The sequence below is a fragment of the Nocardia bhagyanarayanae genome, assembly GCF_006716565.1.
Classification (GTDB): domain Bacteria; phylum Actinomycetota; class Actinomycetes; order Mycobacteriales; family Mycobacteriaceae; genus Nocardia; species Nocardia bhagyanarayanae.
In genome coordinates, this window is sequence record NZ_VFPG01000001.1 from 1,647,905 (window position 1) to 1,665,971 (window position 18,067).

The following is an 18,067-nucleotide window of genomic DNA, read 5'->3' on the forward strand; positions in this document are numbered from 1 at the left end:
CTTGTTCTCGCCGATCCTGGACAAACTTCGTATTACAGGGTAGAACGTGCGGTCCGAGGGACCGAAAATCGGGCCGCGCGCGTCCATGCGCTAGCCTGCACAGGTGTTCGTAGTCGCTCTCGTCCTGTTCGTGTTGGCCGCCGTTGCCATCGCGACCGGCGTGCTCGGACTGATCGGCAAGCTCCCGCCCAACCGCTTCGTCGGTGTACACACCGAAGCCGCCCTCACCTCGGAAGAGACCTTCCGCATCGCGAACCGCGTCGCCGCTCCGACCTCGGTCGCCGCGGGCGCGCTGCTGTTCGCCGGTGGTCTGGTCGCCTTCGCCGCGGGCGGTGTCGTGGCTCTCGTCGTGGGCGGCGCCACCGCCGTCATCGCCCTCTTCACTCTGGGTGCGGGCGCGAACGCGGCGGGCGAGGCGATCGCCGCTCTGGTGCCCGTGAAGGACATCGGCGGCTGCGGCCAGTCCTGCGGCGCGTGCTCGCTGCGCGACGCCTGCCAGCCCGCGAACTGATTCACTCCCCAAGCCCCTCCCTGCGCGTACCCTGAGCTTCATCAGCGGGCGGTTCGCCTTCGGAGGGGTTCATGTTCTTCATCCTGGCGACGATCGTCGCCATCCTCGGCTTCGCCATTCTCGACTTCTACGGCCTCGCCCTGGCGGGCATCTTCTTCGCGATCGCCGCGGTCTTCGTGGTGATCGGCGTCGTCCAGACCAAGCGCAACACGGTTCGGCCGAGGGGCCGGTGGTGGGCGGGTGACAGCGGCGGATCGGACGACGGCGGCGGCTGCGGGGGTGGTGGTGGCTGCGGTGGAGGCGGCTGTGGTGGCGGAGGCGGAGGCGATTAGGGGCGTCGCCGCTGGAAAACCGGGGGTTTCTTGTCGGGGGTCGGTAGGCTTGGGGAAGTTCGCCGGTCGGCGGCTCTATCCGGGGGAGGTTCGGATGTATTTCGGTTTCGCGGTGGTGGCCTTCGTTGCCGGGCTGGCTGTGAGCGCGCCGCTCGGGCTCGGAGTAGGCGCCGTGTTCTTCGCACTGGCCGCGGTGCTCGTCGTCGTGGGCGTCGTCCGGCTCCGTCGCACACCCTTACCCACCTCGCCGCGGCACCGCACCAAAGGCTGGGGAGCTGCGGCAAGCGCGGGCGGCTTCACCTACTTCGGCGATGGCGGCGGCAGTGACGGCCGGAGCGGCGGCTGCGGCGGCGGCAGCAGCTGTAGCGGCGGCGGAGGCTGTGGCGGAGGCGGCGGAGGCGGGGGCTGCGGCGGCGGAGGCTGACGTAATCGCGGCCAGCGGCGGCGGAGGCTGACGTGATCTCGGCCAGCGGCGTGCTCGGCTCCTTGCCCGCACACCGACCGCCGAGGCCCCCGGGCTGATCGCACGCCATTCCTCTCCCCTCGATAGAGAAATGGTTCTGACGGGAGTCGAATGGTGGTTGGCACGCCGTTGGTGACCACCATTTCTCTCCCGTCGATTCGGGTCAGTCGGTGCCCGGGGGTGGTGGGATGCTGCGGGAGAGTGGGCTGCCCTTGGGGTTGAGGTAGAGGACGAGAAGGGTGACCGGGGTGGGCCCGAGGTTGCGGGCGACGTGGGGATAGTCGGGGCCGCTTGGTTCGCGGAACACTCGGCCGCGGTGGTAGGTGACGGGTGCGCCGTCTGCGCCGGGGTGGTCGAGGGTTCCGCGTGCGACCAGGACGAAGAGAGTGCCGTCGTGGTAGTGCCAGCCGCTGCTGCCGCCGGGAGCGATCACCGTCTGGCGCAGCAGGATGTCGCGCCCGGCGATGGTGAAGCGCGCGAGAACTCGGCTCGCGGTGCCCGACGCGGGCGCTGCGTTGGCCACCAGAGCGGGCAGACGTGGGATTCGCACCCACCCATCGAACCATCCGCCGGGGAGGCTGCCCGGATCCTTTCGTTCGCTGCCGCGGAACGCCGCCGAGCGGGTCGCGGTGGTCGAGCGGTCGCAGTACTGGGCGGCTCGCTGATCATCGCTCGCCGCGGACGAGGACAGCGGGGGGCGAAGGGCGGTCAGCGCAACCCCGCGACGGCCGCCAGCACCGCCCGCCCCGCCTCCCGATCGCCGACGGCGATGCGCGCGCTCCCGTCCGGGTAGACCTTCGCCGCGATACCCGCCCTCCGCAACGCCGTCGCCACGCCCGGCCCGGGGAGGTAGAGGAAGTTGGCGTGGCTGCGGGGGATGGCGTGGCCGCAGGCGAGCAGTGCGTTGCGCAACCCCTCGCGTTCGGCGGTGATGAAACGGATACGGGCCTCGAGTTCGGGTTCGGCGGCGTAGGACGCGGACACGGCGGCGACGGCGGAGGCCGAGACGCCGAAGGGGAGTTGCAGTCGTCGCACACGCTCGACCAGTTCGCGCCGCCCGCACGCGTATCCGATGCGTAACCCCGCGAGTCCGTACGCCTTCGAAAAGGTCCGCAGCACAAGGAGATTCGGATACTTCCGCAGCAGCGCGAGCGTGTCCGCCCGGTCGGCGGGCCCGAGGAACTCGGCGTACGCCTCGTCCAGCACGACCGTCACCCGGTGCGGCACGGCGCCGAGGAAGGATTTCAACTCGCCGACGGGCACCAGGGTGCCGGTGGGATTGTGCGGACGGCACACCACGACCAACGCCGTCCGCTTGTCGATCGCCCGCCGCATCGCGGGAAGATCCTGATTGCCCGCGGCGTCCAACGGCACCGGCACCAGATTCACCCCGACCATCCCCGCGATGATCGGATACCCGTCGAAGGTCGGCGTGCCCGCGACGATCTCCGCGCCGTCGCCGGTGACGGCCTGGATGATCTGCATGGCGACCCCGGTCGCCCCGGACCCGACGACCACCTGATCGCCGGCCACGCCGACGTGCCGCGCGATGATCTCGGGTAACAACCGAGGCAGAAACTCGGGATACCGATTCGCTTGCGCGAGAGCCTGGTTCACCGCACGGAGCACGGAAGGTAGGGGCGGAAAGGGATTCTCGCTCAGCGAGAGGTCGAACCGCACCGGCCGCGATAGCCGATGGTGGTGTCGCGAGGAGCGAGTGTCCTCGGCGGACCCGATGTTCATCCCGCCGCGCCCCAGCGCACCGCGGCCGCGGCGGCGAAATCGCCCGCGTGCGCGAACGCGGACATCAGCACCACCGACCCGTTGCGCAGGCGCCCGGCCTGATTCTCCACGTCCAAGGTCACCGGAATCCCAGCGGCGAAGAGGTTTCCGCACCGGTCGAAGGTGTCGGGGTGCCGTTCGGCAGGCAGCTCGAGCGCGTCGTGCCAGTTGCGCAGGAACAACCGGTTCGGTTGGTTGGTGACGAACGTGTCGATGTCGCGCCCCTTCACACCGATCCGATCGCACACCGCGAGCGCCACTTCCGGCACCAACCGATTGCCGCGCGCGAACACCTTGGTGACCTTGGATTCGGTGAAGCTCACACAGGCCTGGCCCGGACCGGGTTCCCAGTACTTGCGCTCGCCGTTGGTCGTGAAATCCATGTCCCCCGCGAATTCCGGGTAGGTGCGGCATTCGATGTCGAGGATCGGCGCGCTGTCGTCCTTGACCAGCAGACCCACGCCGCAGCCGTCGCCAGGCACCGGCGCCTGCGCGAGTTTGCGAATCTCGGTCTGGGTGAACACCGGTCCCGCGCAGTTCTGGGCGACCGCGATGAGCGCGGTGCGAGCGTCGGTGGTCTGCAAGATCATTCGGGCCAGCGCCATCATGTGCACGAACGCCGCGCAGCCGCCGTTGTGGATGTCGTAGACGACGCGCGGTCGCATGCCGAGCCGCCTGGCGACCTCGGGCCCGCTGCCGAGCACCGGATTGTCCGGCAGCTGCGTGTGCGTGATCAGCACGTCGACGCTCGAAAGCTCTTGTGTCCCCCGGCGCTGCCGCAGCGGCTCGACCGCGCGCTCGATCATGTCGACGGCGGTCTCGTCTCGGCCCACGTGATGGCGCCCGCGTGGGGCGCGGAACATCACGTTCTTCGCCATCCGGTCCGAGCGCGCGAACTGGGTGAAGTACTCGGTCTCGACGGGCGCGCCGGGCAGGTAGGAGGACACGTCGACCAGGCTGACGGTGGGCAGCGGCGAAGCGTCCGGATCGGTCGCGGGCATGGGCGTCCTCACTTCATCCAGTCGGGCTTGATCGGCAAACCGTGCGCGGCCCGGTATTCGCAGATCGCCTTGAGGTTGTCCAGCTCGAGCTGATGCCCCGCGGAGAACATCTCCCAGAAGTCGCCGACCCACACCGGACGCCCGGCCGGCGCCGTCTCGGGGTAGGGGTTCTCGTCGTAGAACGGATGACGGCAATTCGTCCACAGCACAACCGAACCCGGCTTGTGCAGCACCACTTGCGCGTCCACGACCCGCATCAGGTAGACCATCCACAGGTGCCGCCCCTGGTCCCACGCGCAGTGGTAGTCGACGGTCATCGCGTCCGGATTGGCCACCGTGCGGGTGTAGATCTTGGTGGCGTCGCCGAGCCGGTCGTAGGCCAGCCACAGGCCCGGTTCCTCGGTTTCGGTGAATCCGCGGAGGCTGTAGGTCCATTCCTCCAGCGACCTCGTATCGGCCAGATATTCGTACACCTCGCGAGGCGGCGCGGCGACATAGCCTTGGACCGGGCAGAACTCGCCGAAGATCTGGTCGTGCGGGTACACCGACCGGAGCATGTCCATGATGATCGGAGTCGTCTCGTCCTTGTCGGAGTTCTCGATCCGCAGCACGCCGGGCACGACGTCTTCCGGTATGTCGCTGAGCGCGGGCAGGGCGCTGGTCGTCACGGGGTCCTCCTGGAGTTCTCGAGCGTGGTGAGAAACGGTGTGAACGGGGGAATCTCGTCGGGGTCGCAGTCGATCGCGAGGAACGACGGCCCCGCTGTCGCCAGGCAGCGACCGAGCGCTTCGGCGAGCTCGGCCGGTGTGCGCACGGTGTAGGCGGGCAGGTCGGGAAACATGGCGGCGATCCCGTCGCCGAGGAACGCGGGCCGGAACCTGTTGAAGCTGTATCGATCTCGGTAGTAGAGCTGTTCGCGGGTGACGCACATGGCGTGCGCGTTGTTGTTCAGCACGACGAAGGTGATCGGCAGCTGGTGTTCGACGGCGGTGTGCACTTCCATGCCGTGCATGTAGAACGCCCCGTCGCCCGCGATCACCACGGTGCGACCGGGCCCGTGCCGAGCGAACGCGGCGCCGATGCCTGCGCCGAAGGCGTAGCCCATCCCACCCATGCCGAGGGCGACGACGAACCGTCCGCCGCGCGGCACTCGCAGGTGGTGCACCACCGCGGCGCCCGTGTTGCCCGCGTCGGCGAAGACGTCGGTGCCCTCGGGCAGCGCCGCGCCGATGGTTTCGACGAGCTCTCGATAGCGCAGCCCGGGCCCGTCGGCGGTCGGCACCTGGAGCGGCGTCAGGGCGGACGCGTCCGGCGCCGCATGCGATTCCATTGCGGTACTACGGAATTCGTCGGCGAGCTCACCGAGAGTGATCGACAGATCGGTGCTCGTCGCATGGATGGTCGAACGGTAGGGCGGGGCGATGCCGACGCTGGCCACGGTGAGATCGGCGAGCAGGTCGTCGAGCCCGGCGCGCGCGGTGACGGGCAGCCGGGTGCCGATCACCAGGCAGAGCGCCGCCGATCGGAGATCCGCGGTGAGTTCTGGGTGACCCATGCTGCCCGCGACGCCGCAGAATCCCGCATCGAAGTTGTCGTAGACGTCCTTGGCGTCCGGAGCGACGCCGACCGTGGCGTCCAGAGCCGTTGCGAGTCGCGCCAATTCGTTTCGCGCGTCGTCGCGGGCGACCTGATCGCCGGCGATGATCACGATCTTTCCCGTGCTGCGCGCCGCTGTGAGCGCGGCGCGCACCGCGGTGAGCCCGCTCGCATCGCGACGGTACGAGCGCGGCGGCATCCGGAACGGCGGGACCGCATCGAGTCCGGCCTGCTGCACATCCTTGGGCAGCAGCAGGACAGCAGGCCCACCGCGCCGGGCGGCGGCGACTGCCCTGACCACGCTGTCGGGCAGTTGGGCCGCCGTTTCCACACGGGCGCAGTACCGGCTGACGGAGCCGAACAGGCGGACCGCATCGATCGAGCCCGCGCGCCCGCTGGAGTCCTGGAACGCCCCTCGGCCCTCCAGCGCCGTCGGCGGCTGACCGACGAGCGCCAGCACCGGCACCCGGGACGCATACGATTCGGCAAGTCCGGCAACGAGATTCATCGCCCCGCCGCCGGATGTCGCGGCGACCACACCGAGCCCAGCGGTGACCCTGGCGTAGCCGTCGGCCATGGTGGCCGCGGAGAATTCGTGCTTGGCCACCACACCGGTGACCTCGGAATCGAACAGCGCGTCGTATAGGTCTTCGATATTGGCGCCGTCGACGCCGAAGATATGCCGCACACCGAGTGTCGAAACCGCCCGAACCAGATAATCCGCGACCCTGTCAGGCATAGACGCTCCTTCCCCGGATCGGTCGGCAGCGCGTGCGCCCGGCCGATCGCATACCTCGTACACGAGGAATACGAGATGCCCCGCCGTGCGGTTCAACATCGAACGACCGAGCCGGTGTGGAAGTGCGCCTTGCATGTACGTATACATCTACGTATAGTGAGTTCATGCCCAACAAGACCATCTATGTAGCCGACGACGATCTACCGCTGTTCCAGCGCGCCCAGGAGCTGGTTGGCGGCAATCTGTCCGGCGCGGTGACCACGGCGCTGCGCCGTTTCATCGAGCTGGAGGAGGGGCGTCAAGAAGGGTACGAGGAAGTGGTCCTGCGGGTCGGCCACAACGGCGTTCGGCAGGTGCGTTTCGCCGGATCCCTGCTCGGCGAATGGCGCGACGTCAACGACGAGCGCACCGAGCACGTGCGCGTCTATCGGTCCCGCAAGGGCAAGTTCGTGCTGCACGCGCAGTACTCGAACTGGTCCGAATTCCCCACCGACACCAACATTTTCAAGGACTGGAGGCAGTGGCGGCGGTTCACCGGCCTCGGTGATCAGGACTGGGGCGATTTCGTCATGGAGATCGCCGACTCGCTCGCCGAGCTGAAGGACAAGATGCCCGCCAAGCTCTACGAGCGTGTGGCCTACATCGCCGACCGCCCGCAGATCGAGGACCTCGACATCTGATCGTCACAGCCGGACGCCGCGCATGGCCGCAGCGAACTGAGGTACATCTCGAGTCGCGCGAAAGGTATTCCGCGACAACCGAATAGCACCTTCTAGAAACAACACCGCACCGCGATTGGGCGGCGGTGCGGGTGAAACATGCACTTATTCGCATCAAGTAATGAATTAGTCACGAAAGGACCACCATGATCAACGGTCATCGTGCGCCGGCGATCTCGGCGCTCGGCCTGTGCAAATCGTATGGCGACCACGTGGTGCTCGACGGCATCGATATCACTGTGCCGGAAGGAACCATCTTCTCGCTGCTCGGGCCGAACGGCGCGGGCAAGACCACGACGGTGCAGATTCTCACCACGCTGATCGGCGCCGACTCCGGCGAAATCCGCGTCGGCGGTCACGATCTCGCCGCCGAGCGCGACGACGTGCGGTCGGTGATCGGGGTGACCGGACAGTTCTCGGCGGTGGACGAACTGCTGACCGGCCGGGAGAACCTGCTGCTCATGGCGGATCTGCACCACCTGTCGCGCCGGGACGGCAAGCGCCTGGCCGCCGATCTGCTGGCCCGTTTCGACCTGGTCGAGGCCGCCGACAAGACGGCCGCGACCTACTCCGGCGGCATGGTGCGGCGACTCGACCTGGCGATGACGCTGGTCGGCGACCCGCGCGTGATCTTCCTCGACGAGCCGACCACCGGTCTCGACCCGCGCAGCAGGCGCTCGATGTGGGAGATCATCCGCGCGCTGGTCGACGATTACAGCGTGACGGTCTTCCTCACCACCCAGTACCTGGAGGAGGCCGACCAGCTCGCGGACCGGATCGCCGTGCTCGACGGCGGCCGCATCGTCGCCGAGGGCACCGCCGCCGAGCTGAAGAAGCTGGTGCCGGGCGGACACATCCGCCTCGAATTCGCCACCGCCTCGGAGCTTTCCGCCGCGGCGGACGTGCTCGGGCAGACCACGCGCGTGCTCGACGGCGTCGGCGACGAGGAGCTGACACTCGCCGTGCCGAGCGATGGCGGCGTGAAATCGCTTCGCTCCGTGCTGGATCGGCTCGACGACGCGCGCATCGAGGTCGAAGGCCTCTCCGTGCACACCCCCAACCTGGACGACGTCTTCCTCGCCCTCACCGGGCACCCGACTGCCGAGAAGGAGATCCTGCGATGACCACCACCTCGATCGCGCTCACCGATTCGGTGACCATGCTGCGCCGGAACCTGCTGCACGCCAAGCGCTATCCCAGCATGACCTTCAGCGTGGTGCTCATGCCGGTGATCCTCATGCTGGTGTTCGACTTCGTGTTCGGCGGCGCGCTGGAGAAGTCCTCCGGCGGCAACTACATCGATTACCTCACCCCGGGCATGATGCTGATGCTCCCCGCGTACCTGACTGTCGCGGTGTCGGTCTCCATCGCGTCCGATACCAGCAAGGGCATCGTGAATCGCTTTCGCACCATGGCGATCTTCCAGCCCTCGATGCTGGCGGGTCATGTCATGGGCGCGCTGATCCAGGCGCTCATCGGCGTCGTGATCATGATCGCGGTGGCGCTGCTGGTCGGGTTCCGGCCGGACGCCAACCCGGTGGAATGGCTGGCCGTGTTCGGCCTGTTCGCGCTGGTGATGTTCGCGTTCTCTTGGCTCGGGGTGGCGCTCGGCCTGATCGCGCCGAACCCCGAGAGCGCGAGCAACCTGCCGTTCCCGCTGGTAATGATGCCGTTCCTCGGCAGCGGTCTGGTCGCCACCGACACCATGCCGGTCGGCATGCGCCAGTTCGCCGAGTACCAGCCGTTCACCCCGCTGACCGAGACGCTGCGCGGCCTGCTGATGGGCACCGAGATCGGCAACAACGGCATCATCGCGCTCGCCTGGTGCGTCGGCCTCGGCCTGGTCGGCTACCTCTGGTCGGCATCGCTGTTCCGCAAGCAGACTGCCTGAACCGACCGCGCGGCAAAGCCGCCGACCCGCACAAACCGTCTCCACGCCTCGCAGAGTCGCCACCTCTGCGAGGCGTGTTGCGCGTCTGCGAGGAAATTCATTAGTGCGCTCGCGAACGCGATTGTTATGGTGACGGCGTGAATTCCCCGGAGGCCTCCGAACGGTAGCCGCCCGGCCTGACGGCTGGGCGGCGTTGTGAGTGTTGTTCCGCTGGGCGACCGGCGGATTCGGTTATCTCGCGACGCCGGATGACGTTGGTTTCCTGCCGACGGGTGTCGCCCGATTCGGCAACCATCTCGGGCGCCGTGTCTGTGGCGCCCTGTATCCGGGGAGTTGTCTCTTCATGCCGATTGTGGTTTTCGTGCTGGCCGTCGCGGTTTTCGCGCAGGGCACGTCCGAGTTCATGGTTTCGGGGTTGCTGGAGCGGATCGCCGCCGACGTCGGCGTCTCGCTCGGTTCCGCGGGTTTGCTGACCTCGCTGTACGCGGCGGGGATGGTGCTCGGCGCGCCGACGATGGCGATGGTGACCGGCCGGTTGCCCGTCCGGTATTCGGTCGGTGCGTTCATGGGTCTGTTCTGTGTCGTCCATGTCGTCGGTGCGGTCACGACGGATTTCACGGTGCTGCTGGTGACGCGGGTTCTCGCGGCGGTCGCCAATGCCGGATTCCTGGCCGTGGTGCTGGCCGCGCTGCCGCGGTGGGTCGGCCCGGCGATGATCGGGCGCGCGACCTCGGTGGTGGTGTCGGGGGTGACGGTGGCCTGCATCGCCGGTGTGCCCGCGGGCACACTGCTCGGCCAGGCGTGGGGGTGGCGTTCGGCGTTCTGGGCCGTCGCCATCGTCGGCGCAGCGACAATCGCGCCGGTCTGGGCGATGATCCCGCGCGATGTGCGGGACGGCGACCGGTCCGAGGTGCGAGGGCCGTCGATGCGCCGCGAGTGGGCGGTGATGGGCAGCCGAACTGTCGGCGCGGCCGTTCTGACCGGAATCCTGGTCAACGCCGCCACCTTCGCCGGATTCACCTACCTGGGCACGATCACCGCCGATGTCACCGAGACCGGTGACCGGTGGATTCCGGTCGTGCTGGCCTTGTTCGGCATCGGCTCGTTCGCCGGGGTGACGCTCACCGGCCGCTACAGCGACCGGCACCGCACACGGATCGTCACCATCGGCACGGCCGGTCTCGTGGGAGTCTGGCTGCTCGCCGCCCTGACCGCACACACGCTGACCGGCATCGTGATCATGTCGGTGGTGGCGGGCGCGGTCGCGTTCGGTGTCGGGTCGACCTTGATCGCGACGATCGTGCAGACGGCCGCACCGCGCGCGCCGCACATCGCGGGCGCGTTGGCGACGACGGCGTTCAACATGGGCGCCGTACTCGGGCCGGTCACGGCCGGGCTGGTCGTCGACGGCACCGAGCAGCCGTCCGGGGCCCTGTGGTGCGGCACGGCTTTCGTCATCGCCGCGGCGGCCGTTGTCTCGGTCGGCCGGAACCGCGAAAACGCAACCTCGGCCGACGCGCTCAAACCGTCCCGGTGAGAATCACCTTGTTGGTCGCGGACGACTTGATCTCCACCTTCTGCACCTGGTCGGGCGCCATGTCGATGGTGCGGTCCACGGTCAGCACGGTGCCGGGGCCCGCGGGCCATTGGTCCAGCTCCATCTGGCGGCCGTCGGAGCCGGTCACCAGCAGCGTGTACTTGTAGGTGTAGCGCAGGTCGCTCGGCCCATAGGTGCAGCTCATCACGACGCGGGCGCGGTCGCCGTCGGCCATCAGCTTGAAGCTGGCCGAGATCGGGGTCGGCTCCAGCGGGCTCATCGACCGCTCCGCGATGACCTGCTCGGTCACCGGCGCTTCCGTCCCGGTCGTCGTGTTGTTCAGCACCGGGATGGCGATCACGACGGCCGCCGCGGCGGCGGCGACCGCCCCGCCGAACGCCGCCCATCGGCCGCGCCGCCTGCGCCGCTGTTCCGCGGCGGCCAGTCTCGGCAGCAGATCGGGCACTTGCGGCTGCGCTTCGGGCGCGGTGCCGTCGGCCGTGCCGATCATGCCGAGCGCGGTCTCGGTCGGCACCAGCGCGAGCATGCCCGGCAGTCCGGCGAGTTCGGCGACGGAGGCGCGGCAGTCTTCGCATCGCGCCAGATGCTCCTCGTATTCGCGACGCTCGCTGCCGGTGAGGGAGCCGAGCACGTAGGGCGCGTCCCACGTCGTGTAGTCGTCGGCGATGTCCATCATCGGTTCGTCACCCCCATCTCGTGCAACGCCAGCCGCAGCGCCCGCATACCGTAATGCATGCGCGATTTCACCGTGCCGGGCGGAATCTCCAGTTCGGCCGCGATCTGGTGGGTCGACAGGCCGCGATAGTAGGCGCGCACGATCACCTCGCGGTGATCGGTGCTGAGCCGGGCCAGCGCGTCGGCGACCAGCCAGCCGTCCAGCGTGCGATCGGCCTGATCGGGTGCGGGTTGTTCGGGCGGGCTGTCGGTGCGGAACTCCCTGCGGTTGCGCGCGCTGCGATGTTCGTCGACGACCAGGTTGCGGGCGACCGTGAAAAGCCACGCGCGCGCCGACATCGTCTGCTGATCGAGTACGTTCGGCCGCTGCCAGGCCCGCAGCAGCGTTTCCTGCACGATGTCCTCGGCGCGACCGGCGTCGTGCACCAGGCCGAGGGTGTAGCGCCAGAGCGCGGGCGCGTGCTCCTGGTACAGCACGCGCATCAACTCGGCCTGGTCGTCCGGCCCGTCGGCGGCGCCGCGCTGCGCGGCGGCCGGATCGATGGGCCGGGGCTGGTCCGGCGTGCCCGGTGGGATACCCATGCGGTCACCGGGTCAGTTCGTGCGTTTCACGGTGTGGACTCCTTCTCGTTTCGAGGAGTACACGTGCTCAGTTGCGTTCCAGTTCAATCGGATGCGTGGCCAGCAGCGAGAGCGGGAGCGGCTGGCGGCGCAGGACATGCGCCCAGAGATCGGAGCGACCGGTGCTGATCGGGTCGGAGGAGAGCGCCGAGAGGACGATCCAGTCCTCGTTCTCCAGTTCGCCTTCGAGTTGTCCGAAGGTCCAGCCGGAGTAGCCCGCGAAGATGCGCAGGCCCTCGACGAGGGGTGCGATGCGATCGGGATCCGCGTCGAGATCGACGAGCACCACGCGGCCGTCGATGCGGCGCAGACCGGGAACCCCGGTGGTGGTGGCACCTGCCTTCAAGGTGCCGAGGCACAGGGCGGCGTCCCGTTTCACCGGTCCGCCGCTGAACAGAGTGCGCGGGGTGGTGGCCAGATCCGCCCAGCGCGGTAGCACGTCGTGCACCGCGGTGTCGGTGGGCCTGTTGAGCACGACACCGAGACTGCCGGAGTCGTTGTGCTCGATGATGTACACGACGGTTCTTCGGAAGGTCGGCTCGACCAGGTCCGTCGCCGCCAGCAGCAGGGTGCCCGCGCGCACCGCCTGCTCGCCGCGCCGGGAATCGCGCCGGCGACGGTCACCGTGCCCGCCGTGAGTTTTCCGATCATCCGGGTCGTCTCCGCGTGCCACCCGGACATCATCGCAGTTTGTTCGCCCGAGTGCTCGTTTCCAGGCCCTTCGATTTCGACGAAAGTTGACTCGGTGGCGTTCGGCGCGACAACTGTCTGGGTCAGGTTGTCGGCGTGCTCTATCTCTCTCCCGCCCGATGTGTCGCATGCCCGGCGACGTCGTAGAGTCGGCGGTATGGAACCGCCCGAGGTCATCCTCGAGAACAGCGACAGCGTCTACGACTACTACCGCGATCACCGGCAGAACCGGCTGAAGGCGATGGCCGCGTACGCCCTTCTGGGACGCCGATACCATCCGCGAATCAGCTACGCGGAGCGCGCGAGGGACGCGGTGCGGGCGCTGACCAAGAGCGGACGGCCGATCATCTTCGCGATCAACCACCTGTCGCAGAACGATCCGTACACGGTGGCCGCGGCGGCCTGGCGCAGCCCGCTGCGCTCGGTCATCGGCAAGGTACGGGTGCTGGCCAAGGACGAGCTGTTCATCGATCCCGACCAGCGGCGCAAGGTGGACATGATGGGCGGGATCCCGGTGTTCCGCGGCAAGGACCACGGCATCAGGGCGGTGAACGCCGCGGGTCAGCGAATGATGGACATCTGCGCCGAACGGCTGGCGCGCGGCGACCACATCGCCGTCTTCCCCGAGGGCACGTGCAACGACGTCGACCCGACCCAGGTGCAGGCCGTCGGCAGTGGCATCGGGCACATCGCGTTCCGCGCCATGAAGCTCGGCGTGCACCCGACGCTGGTCAGCCTCGGTCTCAGCTACGGTCCCCGCCCCGACCCGAAGATCGAGCCGACCAGGGAAGAGGCCAAGTCGGCCAGCTTCTACTTCCAGCCGCCGATCACCGAGCTGCCGAACAAGCCCGCGGAGATCGCGCGGCTGGTGCGCGCGGATCTCCAGCTCGCGCTCGATGGGGCGGTCGCGAACTACTGAGTGCGGCGGTCGCGGTTACTGCGGCAAGCCCAATCGCTGTCTGGCCCACTGTGGCACCGAGGCGATGTACTCGGGGTGTGTCTGCACGAAGTGGTGCACCAGCGGGCACATCGGCAGCACGCCGAAGCCCTCGCGCCGGGTGCCCGCCAGCGCCGTGCCGACCAGTTGGGTGGCGTAGCCCTGGCGCTCGTAGCTGGGGTAGATCTCGGTGTGCACGAACGCGCGCTCGGACGCGGTGTCCTGATACTCGGCGTACCCGGCGATCGCACCGTCGACGTAGATCTCGAATCGTTCCATGGCGGTGTTGTTGCGGACCTCGGTCGACATGGTTCGAAGCTACTCCGGTGTGCCCGATGTCGAGACATCGCAGCGGATCCCGGTGTGAAATAGCCTGTTCGACTTGTCTACCGGGTGGCCGCCTGAGCAGAATGCTCTTGGTCGCGTCGCGCGCTCCCCGAGAGCCGTGGCCCGGCGGAGGTGCGAAAACATGATGAGGACGCGTATTTCACGGGTGGCCGCCGCCCTCGCCGCGGCGAGCGTGCTCGCGGGGTCGGTGGTGACGGGTCTCGCCGATGCCGCTCCCGCACCGGCTTTCGGTCCCTGCCCGGACGGCTCGGTGCCCGAAGGCGCGGGCGTGCAGTGCGCGGCGATCAGCGTGCCGATGAACCACGCCGAACCCGATGGTCCGCGTATCGATCTCACCGTCAGCAGGATCGCCGCAACCGGCGAACGACACGGCGTCATCTTCACCAACCCCGGCGGTCCCGGCGCGGACAGTCTCGGCTACTGGGCGCAGCGGATCGAGGTACTGCCCGCCGAGCTGAACGCCCACTACGACCGCGTCGCGGTGCAGCCGCGCGGACTGCGCTGGGCCACTCCGTTGCGCTGCGCGTCGGAAACGGAAAACGCCGAGGGACAACAGGTTTCGATCGGCGGCGGCAGCCGCGACGAGATCAAGACGGCCTGCGATGCGGCACAGCCCGGCTATCTGGACACGATCACCACCGAGAACACCGCACGCGACATGGAGGCGGTACGGGCCGCGCTCGGCATCGAGCGGATCAGCTACCTCGGCACTTCGTACGGGACCTATCTCGGCGCGGTCTACGCCTCGCTGTTCCCCGACCGCGTGGAGCGGATGGTGCTGGACTCCAACGTGCACCCCGACTGGGTGTGGACCGAGGAGTTCGCCCAGCAGCAAGCCGCGGGCAAGCAGCGCCTCGACGACCTGTTCGCCTGGATCGCCGAGCACAACGGCGAATACCGGCTCGGTGACACGGCTTTGCGCGTCTACCAGAACTGGGTGCGGCTGGTCTCCGCGCAGGGCGGCGGTTGGTACGCCAACCTGACACCGCCGCCCGCGAGCGTGGCCGATCTGCCCGGCGAACTGCCCGAACCGCTGGCCGAGCTCGCCCGCGACGGTTACAACGGCACGATGGAGCAGGGCGGCAAGCTGCAAAACCTTGTGCGCACCTTGATATCCGGCGGCAGCTTCGCCCAAGTGCCGCTGGTCGGCGCGACCGCGGTGGCCACCTACACCCGTTCGTTCTGGCCGACCTTCGCGCGGGCCATGTCCGACGCCAACGCCGATCCGGCGAACGTGCAGCGACTGCTCGCCATCGAGGGCGCCACCGCCACCGACCCCACCGGCCGCTTCGTCTTCTCGGCCATCACCTGCAACGAGAACACGGTGCCCGGCCGCCCGGAACTGATCGGCGCCGCCATCGGCACCATCGCCTCCGGTGGCAACGCCATGGACGCCCGCGCCGACCTGGTCCGCGCCGGCCTCAGCTGCGGCTCCTGGCGCCCGATCGCCGACCCCGTTCCGCTCACCGGCGCCGAGCTCCGGACCAAACCCCTTGTGCTGCAAAGCCGCCACGACGCGCTCACACCGTACGAGGGCGGACCCGCGATGGCGCGAGCGCTCCAGGGCTCGCTGATCACGGTCGAGGGCGGCGATCACGGCACCTTCGGCCGGGGAAACCCCGCGGTCGACGACGCGGTGCTCACCTACCTGCGCACCGGCCAGGTCACCATCACCCACGCCGAACAGGCGCCATTGCCGTAAGCGAGCTCAGAGGTCCTCTTCGGCGATACGCGCACCGATTTGTTCGAGCAGTCGGGCGGCGTCCGCCATGGAGCGTGCGGGATCGGGTTGGAGGTCGCTCAGCGGGTACGACGCGGTGAAGCCCGCGTCGCGCAGTGCTTCCGTGGAGAGCTGGACGCGCCCGGCCACCGCGACGACCGGGACGCCCGCGATTCGCGCGGCACGGCAGACGCCGATGGGCGCCTTGCCGTGCAGGCTTTGGGCGTCGAGGGAGCCTTCGCCCGTCACGACGAGGGTCGCGTCGCGGAGCAGGGTGGGGAAGTCGAGGAGTTCGAGTAGTACCTCGATGCCGCTGCGCACCTCGGCGCCGAGTACGGCGAGGGCGCCGAAGCCGGTGCCGCCCGCCGCGCCCGCGCCCGGGCGTTCGGCGAACTCCGGGCCGACGAGGTTGGCCCAATTGGCGAGCGCCGCTTCGAGAATCGCCTGCTGCTCCACGTCGGCGCCCTTCTGCGGGCCGTACACCGCGACCGCGCCTTTGGGGCCGAGCAGCGGATTGTCCACATCGCAGGCGAGGGTGAATCGAGCCGCGGCGGCCTCGGGGTGCAGACCGGTGCTCTCGACTCGCGCCGCGCGGACCAAAGCGCCTCCGCCCGAGGGCAGTTCGCGGCCATCGACATCCAGCACCCGAACGCCGAGAGCCCGCAGCAGACCCGCGCCTCCATCGGTGGATGCGCTGCCGCCCAAGCCGAGCACGATGTGCGTCGCACCGCGGTCCAACGCGTTCGCGATGACGACGCCCAGCCCCTTCGTGCCCGCGCCGAGCGGATCCAATTGCCCGCCAGGCAGTTTCGCCAGCCCGACGACCTCGGCCAGTTCCACGACCGCCGTACTTCCACGCATCGCGTACGAGGTGGCCGCGGGCGCACCCGTCGGCCCGGGCGCGGTCGTCTCGACCCGTTCCCATCCGGCGGCGACGAACGCGTCCACGGTGCCGTCACCGCCGTCGGCGACCGGAACTCGCCGTATCCCCGCATCCGGACGCACCGCCGCGATCCCGGCCGCCAGCGCGGCCGCAACCTCGGACGCGGTCAGCGAACCCTTGAACTTGTCGGGCGCGAGCAACACCCGCGGCGCGTCGTTCACCCGACCGAAGCCAGATTCCCCAGCAGCTCCACCCGGTGCTTGTCGCCCCACTCTTCGAGCGGCCGCAGCGCCACCGCGAGCTCCTCGCCGAGCGGAGTCAGCGAGTATTCGACGCGCGGCGGAATCTCCGGGAACACCTCGCGATGCACGACCCCGCTGGCTTCCATCTGCCGCAGATTCTCGGCGAGGACCTTCTCGCTCACACCCCGGAGCAGGCGCCGGATCTCGCCGAAGCGCTGTGGTCCCGCGCCGAGCACCCACATCAGGTGCAGCTTCCACTTCCCGCCGACGACGTCGATGGCGACCGACATGCCGCACACATCGTGATCTACGCCACTGTTGCCGTTCATCGCCGACCTCCTGACCATATTTCGGACCTCGGGGTAAGTATCCCCACCTCGACGTGCGGTCTTGTCGACTCTACCTGCACAGACGACCATCGTTCCCGGCGCCGCGAACCAGCAGAACCAGAACCGAAGGGACACAGAATGTCCGAGCAGTCCACCCGTTCCGTATCCGTCGTCGGGCTCGGCCCGATGGGCCAGTCGATGGTGCGGGCCTTCCTCGACGCGGGCGTCGAGGTGACCGTCTGGAACCGCAGCACCGCCAAGGTCGACGCGATGGTCGAACTGGGCGCCAAGCGGGCCGAGACGGTCGCCGAGGCGCTCGACGCCAACGAGGTTATCGTGCTCAGCCTGACCCACTACGCCGCCATGTACGACGTCCTCGGCCAGGCCGAGGACCGGTTGGCGGGGAAGGTGATCGCCAACCTGTCATCCGATTCACCCGAGAAGGCACGTGCGGGCGCCGCGTGGGTCCGCGAGCGCGGCGCGCAGTTCATCTCCGGCGGCGTGATGTCGGCCGGTGACAACATCGCCCACCCCGCGTCCTACATCTTCTACAGCGGTCCGCGTGAGGTGTTCGACGCGCACGCCGAGCTGCTGCGCCCGCTGAGCCCGCAGGAGTACCTGGGCGAGGACGACGGTCTGGCGCAGATCTTCTACCAGGCGCTGCTGACCATCTTCCATCCGTGGCTGCTCGCCTTCGACCAGGCCACCGCCATGATCGCCAAGTCGGGTCACGACATCGCGAAGTTCGTGCCGTTCGCGGTGCGCTCCAGCGAGGCGTTCCCCTACTTCATGCAGGAGTTCTCCGTCGCCAACCAGGCGGGCGGCTGGGCCGACCTGGCCAGCCTGAAGATGATGGTCGCGGGCGCGCAGCACATCATCGACGCCAGCGAGGAGGTCGGCGTCGACGCCACGTTCTCGCACACCGCCCAGGCCTTCTGGCGCAAGGCGGTCGCCGCCAGCGAGGAGCGCGGCAAGGCGGTCTCCACGTACGAGCTGATCATGGGCGAGCAGCAGGCATGAACCGCGAACA

Annotated in this window: 21 protein-coding genes; 10 read left to right on the plus strand and 11 right to left on the minus strand. The window is 68.7% G+C overall.

The features are described from left to right. Positions 1–103: 103 nt before the first annotated feature. From FB390_RS06790 to FB390_RS33420, 3 genes are all read left to right on the plus strand, one after another. Positions 104–511 (plus strand): SdpI family protein, encoded by a 408-nt coding sequence (locus FB390_RS06790; protein WP_141808174.1) that lies wholly within the window; start codon positions 104–106, stop codon positions 509–511. A gap of 71 nt (positions 512–582) precedes the next feature. After that, on the plus strand, positions 583–843 hold the full coding sequence (locus FB390_RS33415) for a hypothetical protein (RefSeq protein ID WP_185756960.1): 261 nt from the start codon (positions 583–585) through the stop codon (positions 841–843). A gap of 94 nt (positions 844–937) precedes the next feature. Further along, positions 938–1,267 carry a hypothetical protein gene (locus FB390_RS33420; RefSeq protein ID WP_221639220.1) on the plus strand — a complete coding sequence of 110 codons (330 nt, stop codon included), beginning with the start codon at positions 938–940 and terminating at the stop codon, positions 1,265–1,267. A 202-nt stretch (positions 1,268–1,469) separates the two neighbouring features. On the opposite strand, the gene FB390_RS06805 is transcribed toward FB390_RS33420, so the two are convergent. From FB390_RS06805 to FB390_RS06825, 5 genes are all read right to left on the minus strand, one after another. Further along, positions 1,470–1,856: a cupin domain-containing protein gene (locus tag FB390_RS06805; RefSeq protein ID WP_141808175.1), complete on the minus strand. Its 387-nt coding sequence runs from the start codon at positions 1,854–1,856 to the stop codon at positions 1,470–1,472. A gap of 158 nt (positions 1,857–2,014) precedes the next feature. Next, positions 2,015–3,049 carry an aminotransferase class I/II-fold pyridoxal phosphate-dependent enzyme gene (locus tag FB390_RS06810; RefSeq protein ID WP_141808176.1) on the minus strand — a complete coding sequence of 345 codons (1,035 nt, stop codon included), beginning with the start codon at positions 3,047–3,049 and terminating at the stop codon, positions 2,015–2,017. Then, entirely contained in the window at positions 3,046–4,089 is a 1,044-nt protein-coding gene (locus FB390_RS06815; protein ID WP_185756961.1) for a 3-oxoacyl-ACP synthase III family protein, read from the minus strand. The genes FB390_RS06810 and FB390_RS06815 overlap by 4 nt, the downstream gene beginning before the upstream one ends. Positions 4,090–4,097: 8 nt before the next feature. Next, complete coding sequence (locus FB390_RS06820; RefSeq protein ID WP_141808177.1) at positions 4,098–4,757, minus strand: SRPBCC family protein; 660 nt, start codon at positions 4,755–4,757, stop codon at positions 4,098–4,100. After that, positions 4,754–6,424 (minus strand): thiamine pyrophosphate-binding protein, encoded by a 1,671-nt coding sequence (locus tag FB390_RS06825; RefSeq protein WP_141808178.1) that lies wholly within the window; start codon positions 6,422–6,424, stop codon positions 4,754–4,756. The genes FB390_RS06820 and FB390_RS06825 overlap by 4 nt, the downstream gene beginning before the upstream one ends. Positions 6,425–6,588: 164 nt before the next feature. On the opposite strand from FB390_RS06825, the gene FB390_RS06830 reads away from it, so the two are divergent. The 4 genes from FB390_RS06830 to FB390_RS06845 all read left to right on the plus strand — a co-directional run bounded on the left by FB390_RS06830 (position 6,589) and on the right by FB390_RS06845 (position 10,571). Beyond that, positions 6,589–7,104, plus strand: coding sequence for an EXLDI protein (locus FB390_RS06830; protein ID WP_141808179.1), 516 nt, complete (start codon positions 6,589–6,591; stop codon positions 7,102–7,104). Between the two features lie 185 nt (positions 7,105–7,289). After that, a complete protein-coding gene (locus tag FB390_RS06835; RefSeq protein WP_141808180.1) occupies positions 7,290–8,267 on the plus strand; it encodes an ATP-binding cassette domain-containing protein in 978 nt (325 codons plus the stop codon). Beyond that, positions 8,264–9,034 (plus strand): ABC transporter permease, encoded by a 771-nt coding sequence (locus FB390_RS06840; protein WP_141808181.1) that lies wholly within the window; start codon positions 8,264–8,266, stop codon positions 9,032–9,034. Before FB390_RS06835 ends, FB390_RS06840 begins: the two co-directional genes overlap by 4 nt. 343 nt (positions 9,035–9,377) lie before the next feature. Beyond that, complete coding sequence (locus FB390_RS06845) at positions 9,378–10,571, plus strand: Cmx/CmrA family chloramphenicol efflux MFS transporter (protein WP_141808182.1); 1,194 nt, start codon at positions 9,378–9,380, stop codon at positions 10,569–10,571. Here FB390_RS06845 and FB390_RS06850 read toward each other — a convergent pair. The 3 genes from FB390_RS06850 to FB390_RS06860 all read right to left on the minus strand — a co-directional run bounded on the left by FB390_RS06850 (position 10,555) and on the right by FB390_RS06860 (position 12,561). After that, positions 10,555–11,268, minus strand: coding sequence for an anti-sigma factor family protein (locus FB390_RS06850; RefSeq protein ID WP_141808183.1), 714 nt, complete (start codon positions 11,266–11,268; stop codon positions 10,555–10,557). The genes FB390_RS06845 and FB390_RS06850 overlap by 17 nt on opposite strands. After that, positions 11,265–11,849, minus strand: coding sequence for a sigma-70 family RNA polymerase sigma factor (locus FB390_RS06855; RefSeq protein WP_141808184.1), 585 nt, complete (start codon positions 11,847–11,849; stop codon positions 11,265–11,267). The genes FB390_RS06850 and FB390_RS06855 overlap by 4 nt, the downstream gene beginning before the upstream one ends. Positions 11,850–11,916: 67 nt before the next feature. Further along, a complete protein-coding gene (locus FB390_RS06860) occupies positions 11,917–12,561 on the minus strand; it encodes a YqgE/AlgH family protein (RefSeq protein WP_141808185.1) in 645 nt (214 codons plus the stop codon). Positions 12,562–12,735: 174 nt separating this feature from the next. Here FB390_RS06860 and FB390_RS06865 point away from each other — a divergent pair, with 174 nt between their 5' ends. Then, a complete protein-coding gene (locus tag FB390_RS06865) occupies positions 12,736–13,497 on the plus strand; it encodes a lysophospholipid acyltransferase family protein (RefSeq protein ID WP_141808186.1) in 762 nt (253 codons plus the stop codon). A 15-nt stretch (positions 13,498–13,512) separates the two neighbouring features. Here FB390_RS06865 and FB390_RS06870 read toward each other — a convergent pair whose 3' ends face one another. Beyond that, positions 13,513–13,824, minus strand: coding sequence for a GNAT family N-acetyltransferase (locus FB390_RS06870; protein ID WP_141808187.1), 312 nt, complete (start codon positions 13,822–13,824; stop codon positions 13,513–13,515). Positions 13,825–13,984: 160 nt separating this feature from the next. On the opposite strand from FB390_RS06870, the gene FB390_RS06875 reads away from it, so the two are divergent. Further along, complete coding sequence (locus FB390_RS06875; protein ID WP_141808188.1) at positions 13,985–15,565, plus strand: alpha/beta hydrolase; 1,581 nt, start codon at positions 13,985–13,987, stop codon at positions 15,563–15,565. A gap of 6 nt (positions 15,566–15,571) precedes the next feature. On the opposite strand, the gene FB390_RS06880 is transcribed toward FB390_RS06875, so the two are convergent. Next, entirely contained in the window at positions 15,572–16,687 is a 1,116-nt protein-coding gene (locus FB390_RS06880) for a glycerate kinase (RefSeq protein WP_246123891.1), read from the minus strand. Then, entirely contained in the window at positions 16,684–17,037 is a 354-nt protein-coding gene (locus FB390_RS06885) for a winged helix-turn-helix transcriptional regulator (protein ID WP_141808189.1), read from the minus strand. Before FB390_RS06885 ends, FB390_RS06880 begins: the two co-directional genes overlap by 4 nt. On the opposite strand from FB390_RS06885, the gene FB390_RS06890 reads away from it, so the two are divergent. Further along, complete coding sequence (locus FB390_RS06890) at positions 17,011–18,057, plus strand: NAD(P)-dependent oxidoreductase (RefSeq protein WP_281292300.1); 1,047 nt, start codon at positions 17,011–17,013, stop codon at positions 18,055–18,057. The two genes, FB390_RS06885 and FB390_RS06890, sit on opposite strands and share 27 nt — an antisense overlap. Positions 18,058–18,067 lie beyond the last annotated feature (10 nt).